Consider the following 22465-nt stretch of genomic DNA (forward strand, 5'->3'; position numbering starts at 1 on the left):
GCGCGACCCGGGAGCCATGTCCCATGGCGTGGCCGACGCGCGGTTACCGGAACTCGTCGAGCAAGGTCGCTTACACCACGAAGAGGGACACGACCTGCCGCAGAGCCGGGGTACATCGCACCCATTGGCATGGGACGCCGATGAAGCGGTTCCTGCCAGCGCTTTCGGATACCCCCACGAAACGGCGTCTCCCAGGGCCTGGGCAATGTGCAGACGCACCGTCTACACATCCAGCACCAACCGCTCTCCTTCCGGCGCACGCGAGACGCACGGCAGCATGGCGCCCTCCGCACGTTCGGTGGCCGTGAGCCGACGGTCACGATGATCGACATGGCCCTGCGCCACCCGTACCCGGCAGGTACCGCAGAACCCCTGGCGGCAGGAGAACGGCATGTCCGGCAAGGCCTCGTGGAGAACATCCAGGGCGGAGCGGTCGTACGGCACCGGCAGAACCCGTCCGGTGTCGCCCAGTTGAAGTTCGAAGGGGCGGCCGTCCGTGATCGGGGGCGGGGCGAAACGCTCGAAGTGCAGGGCTGACGCGCGACTGTCATCGAACGCGCGCCGAACGCCGTCGATCATGAGCGCGGGCCCGCAGCAGTACACCGCACCCGCCGCCGGGCTCAAGCTCAACAGATCGGCTGCTTCGGGCACGCCGGACTCGTCGTCAGGACGGATGCAGACCCGGTCCGGGGCTGCGGCTGCGAGTCCGGTCAGCTCTGCCGCGAAGGGCATCGAGGCGCGGCTGCGGCCCGTGTGCACGAGCCTCCAGTCCAGCCCGCGTCGGGCGGCTTCCCGGGCCATCGGCAGGATCGGGGTGATTCCGATGCCGCCCGCGATGAGCAGGACGGACGCTTCGGCGGCGAAGGGGAAGGCGTTCCGGGGCGCGGTGACGGCGACCCGCACACCCTCTCCGAGGGTGTCGTGGACCTCGGCCGAACCGCCTCCGCTCCCTGCGATGCGGCGCACCGCGATGCGGTGGTGGTACCGGTCTGCGGGGTCGCCGCACAGGGAGTACTGCCGCTTGCGGCCGGAGGGCAGGCGCAGTTCGATGTGGGCGCCGGGCTGCCAGGGCGGGAGCATTGCCCCGTCGGGTGCTCCCAGCCGCAGGGAGATGACATCCTCGGCCTCTTGGTGCCTGGTGGCGACCACCAGTTCCCGGATCACGGGCGTCTCGGTGGCCGGAGGGCGCCCAGGAGGAGTCCCGCGCCGCGCGAGGCGCGTGACCGCGTGGTCGCTGAAGGCCGCCAGCTTCTGCATGAAGGAGTCCCCGCGCGGTCTGCCGTACAGATCCGGCGGCCGGGTGACGGGTGCGCTGATGTCCATGGGATGCCTCACTGGTCGCCGGCTCAACGGGCAGCCGCTCGGGCGGCGGGGGACGCCGCCAGGTAGGCGACCGCCTGCTGGGTCGAGCCCTCCTGGGTCGGGTGGTAGCCGGGGCGGAAGTAGCGCAGCACCGAGCGGGCGAAATTGCCCGGCGGGGGCAACAGGTCCTTGCGTGCCGCGGCCAGGAAGTCGCGGAAGCGGACCTTGACCCGGTCGTCGAGTTCGGGGTCGGCGGCCATCAGGAAGCGGACTCCGCGGATCCACAGGCGGGTCAGGACCGGAGCGGTGACGAGCATGCCGGTTACTCGGCGCCGGTACCGGGGATCGAGGTGAACCAGCAGGTCGAAGGCGACCGAGCGGTGTTCGACCTCCTCCGCGCCGTGCCAGCGGAACAGATCGAGCATGGCGGGGTCAGCGCCGGCCTGGTCCAGGTGCCTGTTGCTGAGAATCCAGTGACCCATGTACGCGGTGAAGTGCTCGAAGGCCGCTATGAGGGCGAGCCGTTGGAGGAGGTGCGCGTGTGCGGCGGCCGGCGTCAGCTCCGGCCGGTCCCCGAGCACCCTTCGGAAGATCCACTCGGACTGCAGGGTGTACGGAGCCGGGTCAAGACCCTTGGCGAGCAGGTGCTCCAGCACCTCCTGGTGCGCCTCGGCGTGCATCGCCTCCTGGCCGATGAAGCCGCGTACGTCCTCGCGCAGCCGGTCGTCGGTGATCAGTGGCAGGGCCTGCTCGAAGGTGCGCACGAACCAGCGTTCGAGTTCGGGGAGCATGAGGTGGAGCACATCGAAGGTGTGGGTCGCGAAGGGCTCACCCGGCACCCAGTGCAGCGGGGTCGCGCCCCAGTCGAACGTGACGTCCCGGGGTTGCAGCACCAGGTCGTGGTGGTCGATGGGCTCGGACGGGCTCTCCCGGTGGGCACGTGCGGCTCGGAACATGACAGGTTCCTCCTGCGTCAGCGATCGAAGTGTGGGAAAGGGCGGCCAGGCAGTCGTCCAGTACTGCCGGCCTGTTGGTCGGTCAGATCGGGTGCGCGGTGTGGTCCGGAGTGCGGTCGGAGCCGTCTTCGACGCGGTGGGCGAATTCCGCGATCCAGGACGCGACCTCCTCGGGGTGGCTGAGCTGTACCCAGTGCCCGGCGTCGATCGGGCGCCGTTGTATCTGGCGCGTCCAGCGCTCCACTCCGTACGACAGCACCGGGGTGACGCAGAAGTCGCGCATGGGGACGATGAGTTGGACCGGGACGGTGGTCGGCCGGTCCCGGGGACGCAGCAGGCGGGGCAGCATGTTGGCGCGGTAGAGCGCGGTGCCGGACACGGCGTCGCGGACCAGCGTCGGCGCGGGGTAGGCGGTGTACCCGGGCATGCCCTGGGAGCCGGTGAGGAAGGCGCGCCAGCGGTGTCCCAGTGCTCTCCAGGTCAGGGCGGGCAGGAGAGGGAGGTGGAAGAAGGTGACGTACCAGGACCGTACGCCCTGCCACAGCATCTTCGGCAGCTCCGGATGCCGCGGCCGGACGCGGGCACGGATCAGGTGCCCGACGTGGTCCAGGCAGGGTCCGGAGATGGAGGTGAACGAGGCGATCCGCCCGGCCAGGCGGGTGCCGGTGACCGACTCCCAGGAGTGGATCGATCCCCAGTCGTGTCCGACCAGGTGCACCGGGCGGTCGGGGCTCACCGCGTCGAGAACCGCCTCCAGGTCGGCTTCCAGGCGGGACATCCGGTAGGCGCGCAGCCCCCTGGGCCGGTGGGATGCACCGGCTCCCCGCACGTCGAACGCGGTGACGTGGAAGCGGTCGGCCAGGCGCTCGGCGACGGGGTGCCACACGGCGCTGGTGTCCGGATAGCCGTGGACCAGCACCACCGCGGGAGCCGTGGGCGCTCCCCATTGGTAGGCGGCCAACTCCACGCCCTCGGCGCCGTCCACGGCGATTCGGCGGGCGGCCGGGCCGGTCACCGGCCACCACTGGCTGCGGACCGGCCACCACTGGTTGCGGTCAACTCGCCGTAGTTCAGACCGCCGTGGAAGAAGCTGGGCTGCACCGGCCAGTGCCGCTTGAAGGGGGCCAGTTCCGAGGAGGGCAGGATCTGCAACCAGCGTGGATCGCGTCGGCTGGGGTCGGCGAGGGTCTTCTCCTTGACCATGGAGTCGTACTGGTCGAGAGAGTCCTCCAGGGTGTTGGCGTTGGGCACCACCTCATGGCCGTAGAAGGCGGCGTGGCGGCGCACCCCGGGGATGCGGGAGAGCTCGGGCTGCCAGTTGTCGGCCGAGATGCCGTTCTCGGAGGAGACCCACACTCCGTCGGGGGTGTTCAGCACCAGGGAGTGATTGCCGTCCGTGTGGCCGGGGGTCCACAACAGGCTGACGCCGACGCCGAGTTCCACATCGCCGTCGAAGGCGGTGACGCGCTCGGGCGGTACCCCGTCCATGCCTCCGTCGACGTACCAGGCCCACTGCATCGGATGCGTCGATTCGAACGTGCCCAGTTCCCTGCGGTGCACCAGCAACCGGGCGCGCGGGAACAGCGCTTCGCGGGGCGCCCGTTCGCCGGGAATGGTGCTGGTACTTCCCATGATCATGCGCACGTCCTGGACGTGCAGGTGGTCGAAGCTGACGAAGTCCACGTCCTCGGGTCGCAGACCGCAGGAGGGCAGGACGGTGTCCGGGTCCTGGTAGTAGCGGGAGAAGACGTGCTCGGTGAGAAAGTCCCCGGCCAGCCGCTTGAGCTGGGCGTAGAACGGTGCTTGAACCGATCCGGCGGCGACGGTCGGCTCCCACACCAGTGTTTTCCGCTCACCGTCGAAGCCGTCGAACTGCACGATCAGCATCCGGTTGACGATGCTCACGAACGGGTTGACGGCGAGCGCGGCACCGTGGAAGCCGAACCGCGTCGGATACGGGGCGGCGGCGATGTCGAAACTGCGGACGGCGTGGATGTGGCCCTGCTGGACGAACCGCTCACGGTAGGCGGCCGCGGCGCTGCGAACGGCGCGCAGCCGGTCACCGCGGGGCCATACGTCGTGGACGCCTTCGAATTCGGGGATGGGGCGCGGAGCGGCCGCGTCCTGGGCCTTCTCCGCGCTGGGCGCCGGCTTGGGCGTGGTGGTCACGGGCTCACCTTTCGGGATGGCGGGCGGTCCGGGTGCGCTGCTCGTAGGCCGCGCGGACCGACCGGTCGGACAGGGCGGCGAGCTGGTCGGGGACAAGGAAGTGATGCAGGGCGTCGCGGGCACGGCCCGGGAGCAGCGCGGCCAACCGGGTCAGGGCGGCCACCTGACGTGGAACGAAGACCTCGAACCGCGGGCGCAGCACGACGTCGAGCACCGCGTCGGCCACCTGATCTGTTGTCAGGCGTGGGGTGCGGCCGGCCGCGGTGCCCACGGCCAGCTCGGTGTCCACGACGCCGGGCATCACCAGGGACACCTGCACGCCGGTGCCGCGCAGTTCGGTGCGGACGGCGGTGCTGTAGCCGTGGACGGCGTGCTTCGTCGCCGCGTAGGTCGCCTCACCGGCCGGGGCGACCTTGCTGGCGGCGGAGGCGATGTTCACGACGTGGCCGCGACCGCGTTTCCGCATCTGCGGGATCGCGAGCTTCATCCCCCGCAGTACGCCGTGGACGTTGACGTCGAACTGGCGCAGGGCGGCTTCCTCCGGTTCCTCCGCGAAGGGGCCCACCCACATGATTCCGGCGTTGTTGATCAGTACGTCGATCGGCCCGAGCTCGGTCTCGACGGTGCGCAGGAAGTCTTCGAAGGAAGGTGTGTCGGTGACGTCGAGGGACAGCCCGAGCAGCCGGCCACCGGGATGTGCGGGGATGGCACCGGCCGTCTCGACGGCGAGCTCCGCGTCGATGTCGCCGATCGCCACGGAGGCTCCGGCCGCGGCGAGCCGGGCTGCGACGGCACGCCCGATTCCGCGCCCCGCCCCGGTGACCGCGATCACTGTGCCGGTCAGTGGTTGCGTGCCGGGGAGTCTGTCGCGGTCTCTTCGGCTGGACGCGTACGGGTCTTTGGGCGGTGCGGCCACGGTCGAGCCCCTTTCTTGCCCTGAGCATGAGCGGAACGCCGAGCGGCGAGCGGCCCCCACACGCGTCTGACACGTCGCCGTGTCAGATGAACTGACAAGCTAGAGTGTCAGTTCGGAGCACACCGGTGTCAACACCTCTGCGAAGGGGAGAAATGACCGGCACACAGACCGCCGGGCGGCGCTACGGCGGACGCGACGCGGCGCAGCGACAGCAGGAGCGCCGCACCCGCCTCATCCAGGCGGGCCTCGACCTGTTCGGCACGGCCGGATACGCCTCGGTCTCCGTCAAGCAGGTGTGCTCGCACGCCGGACTGACCGAGCGCTACTTCTACGAGTCGTTCCGCGACCGCGAAGACCTTCTCACCGGCGTCTACAACGACCTGGTCGCCGCGATCACCACCGAAACCGCGCACGCCGCAGCCGCTGCCGCCCCCGATGTCGACGCCCAGCTGCGCGCGGGCCTCGAGGTGTTCATCCGCGCGCTGGCCGGCGACGCCCGTGTTGCCCGCCTGGTGCTCATCGAAGTCGTCGGCGCCAGCCCTCGCCTCGAAGTACGGCGCCGTGAGGTCCTGCACGAATTCGCCGCGATGGTCGCCGGCGTCGTCGGACCGCTCCCTGGCCCGGAAGCCTCCTCCAGTCGGCTCACCATGACCGCGATGAGTCTGGTCGGCGGGGTCAACGAACTCCTCGTGGACTGGACGCTCGGCCACCAGAACGCCACCGTCGAAGAGCTGATCGACCTGTGCCACACCCTGTACACAGCGGCCTACCGAGCCATCAGCGATCAGCCCTGATCACACAGGCCCGGATTCCTTGAGGGCTGCAGCGCCGGAGCAGAAGGCGTGGGCTGCCGTAGGACTGCCCGCGGGCGGCCAGGTCCTGCTGGGGTTGGCGGCAGTCTGATCGGCCTACCACCGGTGGAGGTCGCAGATGTGTACCGGGCGGGGGGACCTTTACAGGGCGGGAGATGACCAAGAGGCCGGGTCCGCGGACGGTGTCCTGGCAGATGGGTCCGGTGGGCGTCTGCGCGTGTCCAGCGCGCCCGGGCTTGGTGAGACCCTGGTGGTCGTGGTGGTGGGCGAGGTGGACTTCGGTACCTCGCCCCAACTGGGTGCAGCCCTGGAAACGGCCGTGGCCGGCGGGACGCGCCGTGTCCTGGTGGACCTGAGCGGTCTGTCCTTCTGCGACTGCTCGTGCGTGAACGTACTGCTTGCCGCGCGCGGGCCGGCCGGCGGAACGGCACGGTTCTCCTATGTCAGGGGCTGTCGCCGTTCGCTGAGCGTGTCTTCGAGCTGACGGAGGCGGGAGAGCTGTTGCGGGCGGCGTGATCTGCCGTTGACCGACTGATCCCTGGCAAGGGGCGCCCCACATACGCCACACGAGTTTCCCGTTCGCAGCGCCCCGCCGGACCCCGGTGGGCGGCAGGCGGGTCGGCGGCTCCTTCTGGCCGGTCTCCGAGTTCGGGGAGCGGTCGCAGTACGTCCGCAACATCAAGGCCGACCCGCGGGTCCGGGTCCGGATCAGGGGGCGGTGGCACCCGGGTACGGCCCATCTGATGCCGGAGGACGACACGGCCGTACGACTGCCTTCGCTGGCGTCGATGAACAGCGTGGCGGTGCGGGCGACAGGGGCCGGACAGCTGACCGCACCCCCGCATGGATCCTCCCCAGCCGCAGATCCGGCGCGCCCGCGCTGAACGAGCGACGGCTTCCTCCACAGGGCCCGGGCCTCCTGTGATCGTTTCCCACCAGGCAGGTGGGCGGTGCACAGGGCCAGGCTGTGCCAACGTGCGTAAGCCACTCTGCCGAAGATCTTGGAGTTCATGGTCATGCGCCCTGACGCCACCATCGGGGCCTGGAACGCCGTAGGCGGGCGCGGTCGGCAGGTGTGCTCTTCCGGCCCTCGGGCGGCCGGGCGCTCGACGTTTATCGCGATGCCGAGGGAGCATGACCAGGATCGGCTGAGTTTCCTTCAGCCCATCCCGGTTCAGGACAAGAAACCTGGGAGGGGGCCCTGGACCTCACAGCACCGCGCTGGTCAGGACCGGGAAGGCGCGGTCGTCGTGCTGCGGATGACGAGGCGTGGTGTGACGACGATTTCCCGGTCGTCCTCGGCCGCCTCCCCCTCCAGCCGGGCGACGGCCCGTTCCACGGCCAGCCGCGCAAGCTCGGGGACTTCCTGCCCGACGGTGGTGAGATCGACGTGGGCCAGGCGCGCGAGGTGGCTGTCGTCGAAGCCGACGACCGAGATCTCTTCGGGCACCGCCACCCCGGCACGCAGGAAGCTGTCGAGGACGCCGATGGCACAGTGGTCGTTGAAGGCGAGGACGGCGGTGGGGCGGGAGGTCTCGGCCAGGAGCGTACGGGCGGCCGCGGCGCCGTGGTCCTCGGTCAGCCCGCCCGGCACCAGGCGGGCACGGTCGGCCAGGCCGTGGCGGTTCATGGCCGCCTTGTAGCCGCGGCGCCGGTCGGCCGCGCCGGGCGCCCTGCCCCCGTCGATGTGGACGATGTCCCGGTGGCCCAGTGCCACCAGGTGGTCGACCGCCTGGCGGGCGCCCTCGTCGTCGGCCGCGCGGACGACGTCCACGTCCTCGGCGCGCGGGCGCAGCCGCCGGGCCACGGAGACGACCGGCAACTGCGCCGCGAGTCGTGTCAGTTGGGCCACCGGGACGTGGGGGCTGAGCAGGATCAGCGCCTCGCAGCGGTCGGCGAGCAGCGTCTCCACGGCGTGCTGTTCGCTGCGACTCGGTGCGACGGCGCTGAGGGCGATCTGGTATCCGGCGGACTCCGCCGCGGTGTAGAGGGCCTCCACCATGTCGGCGTGGAAGGGCTGTTGGAGGTCGAACTGCACTCCGAGCAGGTGCGAGCGGCTGCTGCGCAGCAACCGCGCCCTGCTGTCGGGCCGGTAGCCGATCTCCCGCGCGGCCTCCAGTACCCGCTCGCGGGTTGCCGTGCCGGCCCCCTTGGCACCGCGCATGACGATGGAGGCGAGCGAGACGGACACGCCGGCCCGTGCCGCGAGGTCGGTGAGCGTCGGCCGCTTTCCGTCCGGGACCGCAGGTAGCGAGGGCACCGCCGGCCTTCCTGATCGATGGTCCTCTTCAGGGTGATCGTAGACGGAGCCGAGCCGGTAACGCACCGCTCAAGGGTGCTGCAACGTTCTAGCTCAAATGTCCGCACAAACCCTTGACAGGCCGCTCGGCGGCTGGCGTACTGCTCCTGTTCCTTTGCAACGTTCTAGTCCTGGAGCGGTCATGCACACGTTGGCGGTCTGTGCCGAGATGGTCTTCCGCGACCTGCCCATAGAGGAGCGGGCGCGGCGCATCCACGAGGCCGGCTTCCAGGTGGAGATCTGGGACTGGACCCGACACGACCTCGACGCTCTCGCCCGTACACCTGCCACGTTCTCCTCGATGACCGGCTACATCCGCGGCAGCCTGACCGACCCGGACGGGGCCGCCGAACTGCTGCGCACCGCAGAGGAGTCCGTCAAGGCCGCCGAACACCTGGGCTGTCCCCGGCTCAACGTGCACGGCACCGGGCTGGACGGCGAGGGCCTGCCCGTGGTGCCGGTGAGCGGCGAGGCCACCGGCGAGATGTGGATCGCCGCGCACCGCACCCTCACCCGCCTCGCCGAGCTGGGCGAGAGCGCGGGGGTCACCTTCACCCTGGAAAACCTCAACACCGCCGTCGACCACCCCGGTGTCCCCTTCGCCACGGCCGCCGACACGTTCGCCCTGGTCGCGGCCGTGGACCGGCCCGGGCTGAGGATGAACCTGGACCTGTACCACGCCCAGATCGGCGAGGGAAACCTCATCGAGCTGGTCCGCCGGGCACACGGCGCGGGTCTCATCGGCGAGATCCAGGTGGCCGACGTACCCGGCCGCTGCGAACCCGGCACCGGTGAGATCAACTACCCGGCCGTGGCCCGGGCCCTCGCGGACCTCGGCTACGACGGCACGGTCGCGATGGAGGCGTGGGCCTCCGGCGACAGCGAGGCCGCCCTGGAGCGGTTCCGCGCCGCCTTCAGCCTCTGATCCTCCACACCGACACGCCCAGCAAGCCGCGCCACCTGCCGGTGAGCGGCTCCTTCACCCGACGCACGAGGGATGTCACGTCTCCCTCCGCGGCGCGTCGCCCCATCCCCGCCATCAGCACAGTGAGGTGCCGACATGACGAACCGCCCGTCTTCCCTCCGCTCCCGCAGACTCACCCTTGCCGTGGCCGTGGCCGCCGGTGCGGCACTCACCCTCGCCGGCTGCTCCAGCAGCTCGGGCGGCAAGAAGTCCGAGGAGAGCGCGGACGGCGCCCCCGCGGGCAAGGCCACCACGCCCCGTATGACGGTCGCGATGATCACCCACGCGGTCCCCGGTGACACGTTCTGGGACACCATCCGCAAGGGCGCCGAGGCCGCCGCCGCGAAGGACAACATCAAGTTGATCTACTCCTCCGACCCCAGCGGAGGCACCCAGGCGAACCTGGTGCAGAACGCGATCGACCAGAAGGTCGACGGCATCGCGGTCACCCTCGCCAAGCCGGACGCGATGAAGGATGTCGTCGCCAAGGCGATGAAGGCCGGCATCCCCGTGGTCGCCTTCAACTCCGGTGTGGACAACTGGAAGAGTCAGGGGCTGCTCGAGTACTTCGGCCAGGACGAGACCGTCGCCGGCGAGGCGGTCGGCCGGAAGCTGAACACCCTTGGTGTCAAGCACACCGTCTGCGTGATCCAGGAACAGGGCCAGGTCGCCCTGGAGGCACGCTGTGCGGGCGTGAAGAAGGGCTTCGAGGGCAAGACGGACATCCTCTACGTCAACGGCGCCGACATGCCGTCACTGAAGTCGACGATCACCGCCAAGCTCAGGCAGGACAGTTCCATCGACGAGGTGGTCACCCTCGGCGCCCCCTACGCGCTGGGCGCGGTGGGTGCGGTGTCCGACGCGGACAGCAAGGCCAAGGTCGCCACCTTCGACCTCAACAAGGACCTGGTGAAGGCCGTCCAGGACGGCAGCATCCAGTTCGCCGTCGACCAGCAGCCCTATCTGCAGGGCTACCTGGCGGTCGACGGTCTGTGGCTCTACAAGAACAACGGCAACTACAGCGGCGGCGGTGAGCAGCCGGTCCTGACCGGCCCGGCTTTCGTCGACAAGTCCAACGTCGAGACCGTCGCCGGGTTCGCCGCGAAGGGCACGCGCTGACGACCCTGCCCCGGCTCCCGGCCGGCCCCGAACCGGTCCGGCCGGGAGCCGGGTAACCGCCGCCGCGCTCCGGCAAGAAACGTCCCGTCAGGTTGTCGTATGCCGGCTCAGGTCTCTCCGGGCGCAGGCATCACCACATCGCCCCCCTCCTTGAAAGGACTCCATGTTCCACCACGACTCCCTCGGTGTCGCCGTCATCGGCGCCGGCCGCATGGGCGCCGACCACGTGCGGCGGATCAGCGGGGTGACCAGCGGCGCCCATGTGGCCGCCGTCGTCGACCTGGACGCCGACCGGGCCAAGGCGATCGCCGCCGGTGTCGAAGGATGCGCGGCCTTCGACGACGTGGCCGAGGCGATGGCCTCCCCGGCCGTCGACGCGGTGCTGCTCGCATCCCCTGGCGTCGCCCACGAGGCCGCGCTGCTCACCGCGTTCGACCACGACCTGCCCGTCCTGTGCGAGAAGCCCCTCACTCCCGACGCCGCCTCCGCGCTGCGCGTGCTGGAGGCCGAGCAGCAGCTCGGTCACCGTCGGGTGCAGGTGGGCTTCATGCGCCGCTACGACCACGAGTACCTGAAGCTCAAGGCACTGCTGGACAGCGGGGAACTCGGACGGCCGCTGATGCTGCACAACCGGCACCGCAACCCCTCGTCCCCGCCGGACTTCACCACCGCCATGCTCATCAACGACTCGGTGACACACGAGATGGACATCATCCGCTGGCTGCTCGGCCAGGAGATCACCTCCGTCACGGTGATGCGCCCGAAATCCTCCGCCAACGCCCCGGAAGGGCTGGCCGATCCGCAGTTCGTCGTCTTCGAGACCGACGGCGGGGTTCTGGCCGACGTGGAGATCTACGTCAACGCCCGCTACGGCTATCAGGTCCAGGCCGAGGCGGTGTGCGAGAACGGCACGGCCCGCATCGGCGACCGGCACGACATGCTCGTCAACTCCCGTGGCAACTGGGGCGGAACGGTCACTCCCGGCTTCGTCGAGCGGTTCGAGGAGGCGTACGACCGCGAGGTCCAGGCATGGGTCGACGCCACCCGGCGCGGGGAGGTCACCGGGCCCAGCGCCTGGGACGGCTACGCCGTGGCCGCGGTCTGCGAGGCGGGCGTCCGCGCGCAGACCGAGGGCCGGCGCATCGAGGTGGAACTGGCTGACCGGCCCGCCCTGTACCGCTGACCCTGATCGCCGCCGAACCACCGGACCATCGGCGGACAACCGCGCCCCCCAACGACCACACCGGAGACAGGGAACATCATGAAGATCGGTCTGAACACCGACAGCGTCGGGCAACTCACGCTCGACGAGACACTCGATTTGGCTGCCGAACTCGGCCTGGACTACGTCGAGTTCGCCACGGGCGCCTGGTCCACGGCCCCGCACGTCGACATCGACCAGCTGCTCGACAGCGAGCGCGCACGCCGCGAACTGCTGGCCAAGATCACCGACCGGGGGCTCGCGATCAGCGCCCTCACCTGCTCGGGCAACCCCCTCCACCCCGGGCCAAGCGGCCGCGCGCACGACCAGGTCACCCGCAGGACGATCGCCCTCGCACCTCTTCTCGGCGTGGACCGTGTGGTGATGATGTCCGGCCTGCCGGGAGGCCCGGGCGACGCCAACCCCAACTGGATCACTGTCTCCTGGCCGCCGGAGACGACCCAGATCCTCGAATGGCAGTGGAGCGAGGCCGTGCTCCCGTACTGGCGGGACCTCGTAGCCCACGCCCGAGACCGGGGCGTGCGAAAGCTCTGCCTCGAAATGCACGCCCACCAGGCCGTCTACAACGTTCCCACCCTTCTGCGCCTGCGCGAGGAGGTCGGACCGGTGGTCGGAGCCAACTTCGATCCCAGTCACCTGATGTGGATGGGAGCGGACCCGCTCGCGGCCATCGAGGCCCTCGGCGAGGCGATCTACCACGTACACGCCAAGGACACCCGCCTGGAGCCCCTCCGCCAGTCCCTGACCAGCAGGCTGGAGACCCTCCCGGTCATGGCCGCGAAAGACCGCTCCTGGAACTACGTCACCCTCGGCTACGGCCACGACGACGCCTTCTGGCGAGCCTTCTGCCTCGCCCTGCGCCGCGCCGGCTACGACGACGTCCTCAGCATCGAACACGAGGACGTCCTCATGAACCCCGTCGAGGGCGTGACCAAATCCGTCGACCTGCTGCGCCGCGTCGCCCTGCGTGACCTCAGTTCCTACAAACCCCAGGAGGTCTGACGCTGCACACCGCTCAATGCGAACCAAGCCGTGAACGAGCAGCTCACAGGACCAGGCTCGCACGTCGCCACTCCACGGCAGCGGTGTCGGCGGGCGCGCAGACCTGGTGTGCCCCCGGCCGGTCGGCCAATGTGTCACGCCGTTGAACATCTTGGGTCGGTCCGCGAAATTCGTGTGCAGGCTCACCGGGCCCACTGGGTTGTACGACGGCCGTACCGTATCCTGATCCTGTGACCGCATCAGGCAACCCAGCGCCCCGCAGCTCCGCCGAATCCGTCGATCTGGCCGCCCAGGTCGGCCGGGTCGCCGCACCTCTGCGTCAGCAGGTGCTCGATGTACTGCGTCAGGCCATCCTCAGCTTCCACTACGCGCCCGGTCAGCGGCTGGTCGAGCGCGAGCTGATCGAGGAGATCGGTGTCTCGCGCACCACCATTCGCGAGGCTCTGCGCGAGCTGGCGGCCGAGGGACTGGTCAAGACCATCCCGCAGAAGGGCGCCGTCGTCGTGGTGCCGTCGCTCCAGGAGGCGCTGGAGCTCTACGAACTGCGCGCCGCCCTGGAGGCGCTCGCCGTGCGCCGGTTCACCGAGGTCGCGTCGGACGACCAGGTGGCGGAGCTGCGCGCCGCGCTCGAACAACTGGCCGAAGTGGCGAACGGTGACGGTGACACCCTGCGGATCCTCAAGGCGAAGGACCAGTTCTACGACGTCCTGCTGCGCGGCTGCGGCAACCGCTCGGTCCACTCCACGCTCGGCGGCGTCCAGGCCCGCCTCAGCCTGTTGCGGGCCACCTCACTGGCCCAGCCAGGACGCACGGCACGCAGTGCGCAGGAGCTGCGCACCATGGTCGAGGCGATCGAGGCGCGCAATCCCGAGGCCGCCGTGCGTGCGTGCACGCACCACATGGAGCAGGCGAAGCGGGCAGGACTGGAGGGCCTGTCCGCCACCAGTGGGCTGCCGTTCAGTACCGCCTCGCTCTGAGCCGCGCCGCCGGGACCAGGGCGCACACGGCCCAGAACACGCGCTTCCCGTTCAGTGCATGACGTACCCACCGTTCGGTGACAGGGTCTGGCCCGTGTAGAACGCCGATTCGTCGCCCGCGAGGAAAAGGATCGTATGCGCGATCTCCTCCGCGGACGCGGCCCGGCGCAGCACCCCCAGATCGACCACCGCACGGCGGACCCGCTCGTCCTGCGGCAGCATCGGTGTGTCCGTCGCCCCGGGCGCCACCGCGTTGACCCGGATCCCGTCGTCCGCCACCAGCGCCGCCACCGCACGGGTCAGCCCCAGCACTCCCGCCTTGGACGCCGGGTACATGGCCGGCAGGGGGAAGTTGGCGAGGGCTCCCACGCTGGAGACATTGACGACGGACCCGCCCGAGGGGGAGTTGCGACGCATCAGCCGTACGGCGGCTCGCACGGAGTAGAACGTACCGGCCAGGTTGACCGCCACGACCTCCTCGAAGTCCTCGTCGGTGAGATCGCAGATGTCGGCCTGGGCGCCCGAGACGCCCGCCGCGTTCACCGCGATGTCGAGCCGTCCGAACTCGGTGAGAGCGCGTTCGTACGTGGCGTCCACCTGCCCGCTGTCCCGTACGTCGGCGCCGACCGGGATCGCCCCCTCGATCCCGGCGACCGCCCGGGCCGTCGCTTCGGGGTTCAGGTCCACGGCCAGGACCCGCGCTCCCTCGTCGGCGAAGCGGCTCACCGTGGCCAGTCCGATGCCCGATGCGGCGCCGGTGACCAGGGCGGTCCGGCCGGCGAGCCGGCCGCCGGCGTGCTGCCGGCGGCTCCCGCTCGATGACACGCTCATACGGCCCCGGTCCTCAGTTCGTCGCGGGGGCGGCGGGGTGGTCGAAGAACTGGTCGAGGTACGCCTGCGGCATCCACGCCTCCCCGTCCATGACCTCTCCGAGATCGCTCGGCGTCGCGCCGGCGGGCAGATAGTCGGCCAGGTTCGCCTTGGTTATCACCGACGGCTCGCGGGTGATCGTGCCGACCTTCGGGCCCTCTCCCCCCATCACCATCATCCCGACGGTGAACCAGGCCTTCGCCTCCTGCGTGCCGTTGCCGCCCGTACCGGCGGTCTCATAGCCGTCGGCCGCCGCCAGCTTCTTCCAGGAGGCCAGCGACGAGGCGGACGCACCGGCGTCCACCACCTTGGGGACCTTCCGGCCGGTCGAGTCGAAGGCCGCGTAGACACCGGAGCCCATGACGCCCAGCTGCGCCACCATGTCGATCTTCTGCGGGTGGCTGGAGAGGAACTTCAGCAGCTCGGCCTTGGCGACGGGCGGTACGAAGGCGCCGTTGACCTCGCCGAGCACCTTCATGTCGGGGCATGCGGCGAGAACATCCTTGACGGCCTTGTAGCCGATCGTCTCCGTCGACAGTCCCTGGAAGCCGCGGACGACGACGACGTTGCCCTTGCCGTCGAGTTGCTTCGCGACGAGGGCGGCCGGCCGGGCGACGTTCAGGTAGGAGTTCTCGGCCACGTTCACGGCGTACTTGGACCGGATGGTGGAGGAGAGCGCGACCGTCACCACGCCCTTCTTGCCGGCCGCGTCGACCGCGGAGACCATCGCGTCGCCCGAGAGCGGCGTGATGTAGATGATGTCGACACCGGAGTCGACCAGTTCGTTGTAGCCACGGATCTGCTCGGCCGGGGTCATGGTTGCCGGGTCGGTCATGATCCGCTTGACGAGTGTGCCCTGGACCAGGCCCTTGGCCTTGGCCGCGGCGAAGCTCGCGTCGAGCTGCTTGACGACGGACGCGGCGAACGCGTTCGAGGCCGGCAGATACGAGAGGCCGACCTTCGCGGGGCGGCCCAGCTTCTTCTTGTCCCGCCAGGCGCTCGCGAACACGTCCTCGCCGTAGGCGTTGTAGGCCTTCCGCAGGTCCGCGGGCAGGGCCTTGACGGCCCCGTCTGGGTCCTTGGGCGCGATGGTCGGCACCGCGCCGCAAGCGGCGGACGCCTTCCCCTGGGTGTCGGCCGCGCCGCCGGTCGCGCTGGAGGCGACCGTGCCGCCCGCCCCGCCACAGCCGGCGAGCAGGGCCGTGAGGACGATCCCGGTGGACGCCGCCACGACGAGCCTGCGGGAGTGCCGGTAGCTGGATCTGTTCATGGAAAGCCTTTCTGGAACAGAAGAAGGAGAGAGGGAGAGAAGAGAGGGGGGAGAAGGGGAGCGACGTCAGACCTGGTCGCGGAGCCTGCGCTCGCGGCCGTAGACCGCCATCGCGGCGAGGATCACGACGCCGTTGAGGATCTGCTGGTCGGCTTCCTGGAAGCCCAGGCCGACGAGCACGGTGGAGACCGAGGTGAGCAGCAGGACGCCGACGGTGGTGCGGGTGTAGCTCCCGGGACCGCCGAACGCCGTACCGCCGAGGACGACGGCGGCGATGCTCTGGAACAGGTAGGGGTTCCCCAGCCGGTTGTCTACGTTCCCCGCGAAGCCCGCCAGGACGACGCCGGCGAGGATCGCGAGGGCCGCCGCGACGGCGTACACCGTGACCCAGACCTTCCGGGTGCTGATGTGGGCGAGGTCCGCGGCCACCGGACTCGCGCCCGTGGCCAGCAGTCGCCGGCCGGGGCGGGTGCGGTGCAGCACGACGGAGACGACGGCGATCGCGAGTGCCCAGATGACCACCACGGGGGGCACGGGGATTCCGAAGGTCGACGACATGGGGGCGCTCAGCCGGCTCACCCAGCCGGGGGCGGCCGTCCCGGTGCTGCCGCCGCTGAGGACGGAGGTCACGCCGACGGCGATCGAGCCCGCGGCGAGGGTGACGATGATCGGGTGGATGCCGAAGCGGTGGCACAGATAGCCGACGAGACCGCCCATGGCGGCGCCGCAGGCGACGGCGACGGCGAGCATGACGGACAGGGGCACTCCGGGGATGTCGCCGAACTGGGTCACGGTCACGGCCCCGGCCACGATGAATCCGGCCAGGGACAGGTCGATGCCCCTGATCAGTACGACGAGGGTCTGTCCGATCGAGGCGAGGCCGGTGAGTGCGCAGAGCACCAGGACCGAGCGCATGCTCGACGGTCCGAGGAACCCCGGCATGACGGCCGCGCCCCACGCGAGAACGGCCACGGTGAGCAGGAGCTGGACGAGCGGGAACCGTCGCTGGAGGGAGAGGAGCCGCTGGCCGGCCGAAGGACCGGGCGCGGCCACGGGTGCCGGGATGTCGCCGCCGGGGGCGAGGGGGGCCGTGTCGAGCGAGCCTTGCTGCGTGGTCATCATCGCCCTTCCTTCAGTTCGCGTGCCGCGACGGCACCGAAGAGCACCGCGCCGATGAGCAGGACGCCGTAGATCACCTGGAGCCACGTCTGCGACACCTGGAGCACGCCGAGCAGGCTCTGCAGCAGGTAGATGGCGGCGGCGCCGGCGAGCGCGTTGGCGATTCCGCCGCCCCCGCCCTGCAGGGGGATGCCTCCGAGGGAGACGGCGGCGATCGCGATGAGCGTGTAGGAGGTGCTGGTGCCGGCCTCGGCCGTGGACGCCAGCCCGATGAGGACCAGGCCTCCCACCGCCGCCATGGCGCCGCCCAGGGAGTAGGCGAGGACGCGCACCGCGCCGACGGGCACTCCGCTGGTGAACGCCGTGACGTCGTTGCCGCCCACGGAGCGCAGCAGGCTGCCGTACGTCGTCAGTCTGGTGACCAGCAGCCAGAGGGTGGCGGGGACGGCCAGCGCGACGAGGCCGCCCGGGACCGGTCCCATCGACCCCGCGAAGCCTGCCATCCAGGAACCGGAGATGGTGGTGGGGCTGGGAGAGAGTTTGAGGTCGACGCCGGTGAGGACGAAGAACATCGCGAGGGTGACGACGATCGGCTGAAGCCGGCCCACGACGATGAGCAGACCGGTGAGGGTTCCGACCAGCGCGCCCGCCACCATGAGGAGGGGCAGGGCGACGTACCCGCCGAGGCCGGCCGGCTGGAGCTGGGTCGCGTAGAGCAGAGCGCTCAGCGTCATCAGCGGGCTGACCGACAGGTCGATGCCGCCGCGTCCGCTCATGATCGAGGGCACGCTCGCCATGGCGGCGATGCCGAGCGGAGCCAGGGCCGCCAGTTGGGAGGTGGCTCCGAAGCGGGGTTGCAGGGCGAGGTTGGCGATGAGGAGCGTGGCCGCCAGGAGGACCGCGAAAAGGTAGGTGTGGCGGGCGAACAGGGATCTGAGCGTGCGCCGGGGTGCGGGGGCCGCGTGCTGGGCGGGCCGGTCGGGCTGCTGGGCGGAGGTGCGGGAGGCGTGGTCGACGGTTCTCACGCGGCCACCGCCGCTCCGCCGAAGAAGGCGTCGACGAGCCGTTCCCTGTTCAGCTCCTCCCGGGTGAGTTCCGTGGCGAGCGAACCTTCTCGGAACACCAGGACGCGGTCCATCAGCTCGACGTGCTCGTCGACCTCCGAGGACAGCATGACGACGGTCAGTCCCTGCCCGGCCAACTCGCGCAGCAGCCGGTAGAGGTCGCGTTTGGCTCCCACGTCGATTCCCCTCGTCGGGTCGTTGAGCAGCAGGACGTCCGGGTCGGCGGCCAGCCAGCGGGCGATGACGACCTTCTGCTGGTTGCCGCCGCTCAGTGTGGTGATCGCGTCCGACGTACGGCCGAACCTGATGCCGAGCCGCTCCACGTAGTGGCGGAACCGCGTCTCGGCGGCGCGCTCGGACAGCAGCCCTTTCCTGACGTCCTGTTCGGCGGTGGCGATGGCGAAGTTGTCCAGGATGGACATCCACGGCAGGATCGACTCTCCGCGCCGGTCCCGTGCCACATACGCGATGCCCAGGTCCCGCGCCTTGCCGGGATCGGTGACCCGGTGCTCCCGGTCTTCCCCGATCCGTACGACGCCGTCTGAGTCGCCGTGCCCGACGAGGAGGCGCAGGAAGTCGTCCTGGCCGTGACCCTCCAGGCCGGCCAGCCCGACGATCTCGCCCCGGCGCAGCTGCGCCCGGCACGGCTCCGCACCCGGTCGCAGCCGGGAGCCGGTGACCTTCAGGACGACCGGGCCTGCCTCGGTGGCGGAATCGGTGGTGGTGGCGGAATCCGTGGTGGTGGCGGAATCCGTGGTGGTGGCGGAATCCGTGGTGGTGGCGGCGGAGACCGCGCGGGCCGTTTCCTGCACCAGGTGCGCGCCGCCCGTCATCAGCCGGATCATCTCGTCGTGGTTCCAGTCCGCGCCGAGGGTGCCCACCGTGCGGCCCGACCGGAGCACGGTGACTCGGTCGCCGATCTCCCGGATCTCGTCCATCCGGTGGGTGATGAGGACGATGCTCATGCCCAGCGCCGCCCGTTGCTTCACCAGGGCGAACAGGCGGGTGCGGGTGTCGTGGTCGAGGGCGGAGGTCGCCTCGTCGAGGATCAGCACCTTGGGGTCGCGCAGCAGCGACCGGGCGATGCCGCAGGCCTGGCGGTCGCTGAGCTGGAGCGAGCCGAAGGGGGCGTCCAGCTCGGGCGGCGTGACGAGCAGCGCGGCGAGGATCTCCGCCGCCCTGGCACGGCGGCCGGTGTCACGGGTCACGGGGCGCAGCAGGCGGTCCGCGCCGAGCCACAGGTTGTCCAGGACGGACCGGTTCTCGACACCGAGCACCTCCTGGAACACCGTGTCGATGCCCGCGCGGAGTGAATGGGCGGGGGTACGCGGGGCGAAAAGCCGACCGCCGACCGCCATGGAACCGGTGTCGGGGCGGTGCACTCCGCTGAGGATCTTGACCAGCGTGCTCTTCCCGGAGCCGTTCTCCCCCACGAGCGCGTGGACCTCGCCGGGGAACAGACGGAGTGCGGCGTCCTGGAGGGCGACTGTCGGACCGAAGTGCTTCCGCAGGCCGTCGACCGCCAGCACGGCGTCCGGCTTGGCTGTGAGCGGGTGGGTCGGCACTGACCCCTCCTGACTTGGTGACGGATTCCAAACGGGTTCCAGATGGATCCCAGCCTGTGTGATTGTCGTCTGGTCATACAATATTTGGATGCGAGGCAGACGGTAGCGCGTCACGGAAACCGGCGTCCAGAGGCGAATCACCCCCAAATCTCTTGGACGCTCAAGGCGTGGACTAGGGGGAATCCGCAGGAAGCCCCAGCGGGAGGGTGATTGTCGTCTCGTCATACAAAGAGTACGGTTGGCGAGCACCACCCGGGCGGGCCGGGTCGGCGAGCACCAAAGGAGTGCACGTGTACCTCATCACCGGTGCCAGCGGAGGGCTGGCCCAGACCGCAGCGGAGCTGCTGCTGGAGTCGGTCCCCGCCGACCAGGTCATCCTGACGACGCGGGCCCCCGGCAAGCTCCAGTCCTTCGCCGACCGTGGCGTCCACGTGCGGTACGCAGACTTCGCCGAGCCGGACAGCCTCGAGGCGGCCTTCACGGGTGCGGAGCGGATGCTGCTCGTCTCCACCGCCCAGGTCGGTTCACGGATCGGGTTCCACCGCAACGCCATCGAGGCGGCCCGGCGCGCCGGTGTCCAGTACCTCGCGTACACGTCGATCGTCGGCGCCGGCGTCGAGGAGAACGACGCCGTCGTCTGTATCGAGCACCGCGCGACCGAGGCCATGCTGCGCGAGTCGGGACTGCGCTGGAACGTACTGCGCGACTCGCAGTACGCGCAGGCGGTGGCCTACTTCATCGCGCCCGGCGCGGTCGCCATGGGGCAGATGGTCGGCGCCTGGGGCGAGGGCACGGTCGGCTTCGTGTCGAGGGACGACTGCGCGGCCACCGCCGTCGGCGCGCTGCTCGGCCGCGGCGAGGACGACCGCGCCTACGAGGTCACCGGGCCGGAGCAGCTGACGTACCGTCAAGTGTGCGCGCTGATCTCGGAGATCAGCGGCACCGAAGTCACCTACGTGCCGATCAGCGACGAGGACCAGTACGCCGTATTCGACTCCATCGGTGTGCCCCGCGAGTACGACGCCGAGGCGATCGCCGCCTCCCCCATCCCCTGGAACAGCGACGACATGGTGTCGTTCAGCCGCGCGATCCGCCTCGGGCACATGGCCTCCCTCAGCGACACGGTCCAGACGCTGGCCGGGCGGGCGCCGCGGTCGATGCGCTCCGTGCTGGAGGAGGCCGCGGCGACCTGGGCGCCCGCCGGAGCCGTCACGGAGGCCGCGCGATGAGCGACGACACGAGCACGGAGCTGAACACGACCGCCGTCGACGACGGCACCTACCTCACCGACAAGGCACTGCGGCGCTTCGTCGACGTGCTCGGCGAGGACGGTGTCGTCCTCGGTGAGGGCCGCTTCCACGAGCAGTACCGCGACAAGTACTGGCACCGCGACGACGACACCTACGACCCCGCCGCCGTCCTCCTGCCGCGCAGCGCCGAGGAGGTACAGGCGGTCGTCCGGATCGCGAACGAGTTCGGGGTACCGATCTGGACCTCCTCGCAGGGCCGCAACTACGGCTACGGCGGCTCCTCGCCCCGTCTGAAGGCCACCGTGGTGGTCAGCCTGACCCGGATGAACCGTGTCCTGGAGATCAACCGCGACCTGGCGTACGCGGTGGTGGAACCGGGCGTGCGCTGGATCGATCTGTACGAGGCGCTGAAGGAGTCCGGCAACGAGGATCTGATGGTGACCGTCCCCGACCTCGGCTGGGGCAGCGTCATCGGCAACTCCCTCGACTGCGGGATCACCTACCAGCCCTACGGTGCCGACTTCATGGCTCCGTGCGGGATGGAAGTCGTGCTGGCCAACGGCGAGTTGCTGCGTACGGGCATGGGCGCCATCCCGGACAACAAGTCCTGGCACACCTACAAGCGCGGCCTCGGACCGGTGCTCGACGGCCTGTTCGTGCAGTCCAACTTCGGCATCGTGACGCGGATGGGCTACTGGCTCATGCCGCGCCCCGAGGCGTACGCGCCGTTCTTCCTGACGGTGCCGCGGGACGAGCACCTGGAGCAGGCCATCGACATCGTCCGCCGGCTCCGCCTCGACGGCACGCTGCGCGGGGTGCCGAGCATGTACAACACGGTGACGCTGGCGGCCCAGTTCCCCGACGTGATGGGCCGCTTCGCGGGTGCCGACGGCGCCTTCAGCGAGGAGACCCTGGACGAGATGGCCGATGCCACCGGGCTCGGCCGGTGGGCGCTGCGCGGGGCGCTGTGGGGGGACGGCCCCGTCGTGGAGCACCAGTTGGCGAAGATCCGGGCGGCGTGGAGCGAGGTTCCCGGCGGACAGGTGCTCTTCGAGCGGACGTACGGGCCGCAGGAGTACGACGAGATCCGTTCGATCCCCGACAAGTGCCAGGGAGGTCTGCCCGGGCTCGATCTGCTCGACGCCATTCCGGAGGGGGTCGCCCATATCGGCTTCTCCCCCGCGATCCCACTGGTCGGCAGCGATGTGCGGGAGGTCGTCGACCTCTTCGACCGGATCGTCAGGGAGCAGGTCGGGGTCAATGTGGCCGGCGGGCTGCTGATCATCAACGAGCGGACGGCGCTGTACGTCACCGGGCTCAACTACGACTACCGGGACGCGGAGCAGTGCCGTCGGGCCTACGACGCGCTGAAGGTGCTCGTGGCGGAGGCGGGGCGGCGTGGGTACGGCGAGTACCGCGCGCACCTGGACTTCATGGACCTGGCGTCCGCGCAGTACTCCTTCAACGACCACGCGTACCGCCGGTTCTGCGAGACGATCAAGGACGCGGTGGATCCGAACGGCATCCTGTCGCCGGGCCGGCACGGCATCTGGCCGGAGAACCTGCGGCATCTCGCGGATCGCGACTGA

The 22465-nt window shown here is 70.2% G+C and carries 20 protein-coding genes and 1 pseudogene; 10 read left to right on the plus strand and 11 right to left on the minus strand.

What is annotated here, in order from left to right:
• Nucleotides 1–222: 222 nt before the first annotated feature.
• The 5 genes from AB0D34_RS34555 to AB0D34_RS34575 all read right to left on the minus strand — a co-directional run bounded on the left by AB0D34_RS34555 (nt 223) and on the right by AB0D34_RS34575 (nt 5343).
• On the minus strand, nt 223–1323 hold the full coding sequence (locus AB0D34_RS34555; RefSeq protein ID WP_362668889.1) for a PDR/VanB family oxidoreductase: 1101 nt from the start codon (nt 1321–1323) through the stop codon (nt 223–225).
• Nucleotides 1324–1346: 23 nt separating this feature from the next.
• A complete protein-coding gene (locus tag AB0D34_RS34560; protein WP_362668892.1) occupies nt 1347–2258 on the minus strand; it encodes a metal-dependent hydrolase in 912 nt (303 codons plus the stop codon).
• Nucleotides 2259–2340: 82 nt separating this feature from the next.
• A complete protein-coding gene (locus AB0D34_RS34565; protein WP_362668895.1) occupies nt 2341–3273 on the minus strand; it encodes an alpha/beta fold hydrolase in 933 nt (310 codons plus the stop codon).
• Complete coding sequence (locus AB0D34_RS34570; protein ID WP_362668898.1) at nt 3270–4427, minus strand: hypothetical protein; 1158 nt, start codon at nt 4425–4427, stop codon at nt 3270–3272. Before AB0D34_RS34570 ends, AB0D34_RS34565 begins: the two co-directional genes overlap by 4 nt.
• A 4-nt stretch (nt 4428–4431) precedes the next feature.
• The gene (locus AB0D34_RS34575) at nt 4432–5343 is read right to left on the minus strand and encodes an SDR family oxidoreductase (protein WP_362668901.1); all 912 of its coding nucleotides are present in this window, start codon (nt 5341–5343) and stop codon (nt 4432–4434) included.
• Nucleotides 5344–5495: 152 nt separating this feature from the next.
• Between AB0D34_RS34575 and AB0D34_RS34580 the strand changes: the two genes are divergently transcribed.
• The 3 genes and pseudogenes from AB0D34_RS34580 to AB0D34_RS34590 all read left to right on the plus strand — a co-directional run.
• Nucleotides 5496–6137: a TetR/AcrR family transcriptional regulator gene (locus AB0D34_RS34580; RefSeq protein ID WP_362668904.1), complete on the plus strand. Its 642-nt coding sequence runs from the start codon at nt 5496–5498 to the stop codon at nt 6135–6137.
• A 235-nt stretch (nt 6138–6372) separates the two neighbouring features.
• Complete coding sequence (locus AB0D34_RS34585; RefSeq protein ID WP_362668907.1) at nt 6373–6639, plus strand: STAS domain-containing protein; 267 nt, start codon at nt 6373–6375, stop codon at nt 6637–6639.
• Nucleotides 6640–6742: 103 nt separating this feature from the next.
• A pseudogene (locus tag AB0D34_RS34590) lies at nt 6743–7039 on the plus strand (nitroreductase/quinone reductase family protein); the annotation flags it as partial.
• A gap of 341 nt (nt 7040–7380) precedes the next feature.
• Here the strand turns inward: AB0D34_RS34590 and AB0D34_RS34595 are convergent.
• Nucleotides 7381–8415, minus strand: coding sequence for a LacI family DNA-binding transcriptional regulator (locus tag AB0D34_RS34595; RefSeq protein WP_362668910.1), 1035 nt, complete (start codon nt 8413–8415; stop codon nt 7381–7383).
• A gap of 181 nt (nt 8416–8596) precedes the next feature.
• On the opposite strand from AB0D34_RS34595, the gene AB0D34_RS34600 reads away from it, so the two are divergent.
• The 5 genes from AB0D34_RS34600 (at nt 8597) to AB0D34_RS34620 (ending at nt 13738) form a co-directional block, all read left to right on the plus strand.
• Complete coding sequence (locus AB0D34_RS34600) at nt 8597–9379, plus strand: TIM barrel protein (protein WP_362668913.1); 783 nt, start codon at nt 8597–8599, stop codon at nt 9377–9379.
• A 135-nt stretch (nt 9380–9514) separates the two neighbouring features.
• A complete protein-coding gene (locus AB0D34_RS34605) occupies nt 9515–10537 on the plus strand; it encodes a sugar ABC transporter substrate-binding protein (RefSeq protein ID WP_362668916.1) in 1023 nt (340 codons plus the stop codon).
• Between the two features lie 163 nt (nt 10538–10700).
• Nucleotides 10701–11720, plus strand: a complete 1020-nt coding sequence (locus tag AB0D34_RS34610) for a Gfo/Idh/MocA family oxidoreductase (RefSeq protein ID WP_362668919.1) — start codon at nt 10701–10703, stop codon at nt 11718–11720.
• Between the two features lie 78 nt (nt 11721–11798).
• Entirely contained in the window at nt 11799–12761 is a 963-nt protein-coding gene (locus AB0D34_RS34615; RefSeq protein ID WP_362668922.1) for a sugar phosphate isomerase/epimerase, read from the plus strand.
• A 230-nt stretch (nt 12762–12991) separates the two neighbouring features.
• Complete coding sequence (locus tag AB0D34_RS34620) at nt 12992–13738, plus strand: GntR family transcriptional regulator (protein ID WP_362668925.1); 747 nt, start codon at nt 12992–12994, stop codon at nt 13736–13738.
• 51 nt (nt 13739–13789) lie between these two features.
• Here AB0D34_RS34620 and AB0D34_RS34625 read toward each other — a convergent pair whose 3' ends face one another.
• The 5 genes from AB0D34_RS34625 to AB0D34_RS34645 form a co-directional block, all read right to left on the minus strand.
• Nucleotides 13790–14569: an SDR family NAD(P)-dependent oxidoreductase gene (locus AB0D34_RS34625; RefSeq protein ID WP_362668928.1), complete on the minus strand. Its 780-nt coding sequence runs from the start codon at nt 14567–14569 to the stop codon at nt 13790–13792.
• A 13-nt stretch (nt 14570–14582) separates the two neighbouring features.
• Nucleotides 14583–15878, minus strand: a complete 1296-nt coding sequence (locus AB0D34_RS34630; RefSeq protein ID WP_362668931.1) for a substrate-binding domain-containing protein — start codon at nt 15876–15878, stop codon at nt 14583–14585.
• 66 nt (nt 15879–15944) lie between these two features.
• On the minus strand, nt 15945–16997 hold the full coding sequence (locus AB0D34_RS34635) for an ABC transporter permease (protein ID WP_362668934.1): 1053 nt from the start codon (nt 16995–16997) through the stop codon (nt 15945–15947).
• Nucleotides 16997–18022, minus strand: a complete 1026-nt coding sequence (locus tag AB0D34_RS34640; RefSeq protein ID WP_362668937.1) for an ABC transporter permease — start codon at nt 18020–18022, stop codon at nt 16997–16999. The genes AB0D34_RS34635 and AB0D34_RS34640 overlap by 1 nt, the downstream gene beginning before the upstream one ends.
• Nucleotides 18019–19626, minus strand: a complete 1608-nt coding sequence (locus AB0D34_RS34645; protein WP_362668940.1) for a sugar ABC transporter ATP-binding protein — start codon at nt 19624–19626, stop codon at nt 18019–18021. Before AB0D34_RS34645 ends, AB0D34_RS34640 begins: the two co-directional genes overlap by 4 nt.
• 290 nt (nt 19627–19916) lie before the next feature.
• On the opposite strand from AB0D34_RS34645, the gene AB0D34_RS34650 reads away from it, so the two are divergent.
• Together AB0D34_RS34650 and AB0D34_RS34655 are read left to right on the plus strand one after the other, a co-directional pair.
• Complete coding sequence (locus AB0D34_RS34650; protein WP_362668943.1) at nt 19917–20855, plus strand: SDR family oxidoreductase; 939 nt, start codon at nt 19917–19919, stop codon at nt 20853–20855.
• The gene (locus AB0D34_RS34655) at nt 20852–22465 is read left to right on the plus strand and encodes an FAD-binding oxidoreductase (protein WP_362668946.1); all 1614 of its coding nucleotides are present in this window, start codon (nt 20852–20854) and stop codon (nt 22463–22465) included. Before AB0D34_RS34650 ends, AB0D34_RS34655 begins: the two co-directional genes overlap by 4 nt.

Origin of the sequence: Streptomyces sp. NPDC048420 (genome assembly GCF_040651535.1) — a bacterium.
GTDB lineage: Bacteria > Actinomycetota > Actinomycetes > Streptomycetales > Streptomycetaceae > Streptomyces.

Excerpts from the sequence above, each read along its gene's own strand:
- AB0D34_RS34615 (WP_362668922.1), top strand. The coding sequence starts at position 11,799 with ATGAAGATCGGTCTGAACACCGACAGCGTCGGGCAACTCACGCTCGAC.
- AB0D34_RS34630 (WP_362668931.1), bottom strand. The coding sequence starts at position 15,878 with ATGAACAGATCCAGCTACCGGCACTCCCGCAGGCTCGTCGTGGCGGCG.
- AB0D34_RS34555 (WP_362668889.1), bottom strand. The coding sequence starts at position 1,323 with ATGGACATCAGCGCACCCGTCACCCGGCCGCCGGATCTGTACGGCAGA.
- AB0D34_RS34605 (WP_362668916.1), top strand. The coding sequence starts at position 9,515 with ATGACGAACCGCCCGTCTTCCCTCCGCTCCCGCAGACTCACCCTTGCC.
- AB0D34_RS34580 (WP_362668904.1), top strand. The coding sequence starts at position 5,496 with ATGACCGGCACACAGACCGCCGGGCGGCGCTACGGCGGACGCGACGCG.
- AB0D34_RS34560 (WP_362668892.1), bottom strand. The coding sequence starts at position 2,258 with ATGTTCCGAGCCGCACGTGCCCACCGGGAGAGCCCGTCCGAGCCCATC.
- AB0D34_RS34610 (WP_362668919.1), top strand. The coding sequence starts at position 10,701 with ATGTTCCACCACGACTCCCTCGGTGTCGCCGTCATCGGCGCCGGCCGC.
- AB0D34_RS34625 (WP_362668928.1), bottom strand. The coding sequence starts at position 14,569 with ATGAGCGTGTCATCGAGCGGGAGCCGCCGGCAGCACGCCGGCGGCCGG.
- AB0D34_RS34655 (WP_362668946.1), top strand. The coding sequence starts at position 20,852 with ATGAGCGACGACACGAGCACGGAGCTGAACACGACCGCCGTCGACGAC.
- AB0D34_RS34600 (WP_362668913.1), top strand. The coding sequence starts at position 8,597 with ATGCACACGTTGGCGGTCTGTGCCGAGATGGTCTTCCGCGACCTGCCC.
- AB0D34_RS34635 (WP_362668934.1), bottom strand. The coding sequence starts at position 16,997 with ATGACCACGCAGCAAGGCTCGCTCGACACGGCCCCCCTCGCCCCCGGC.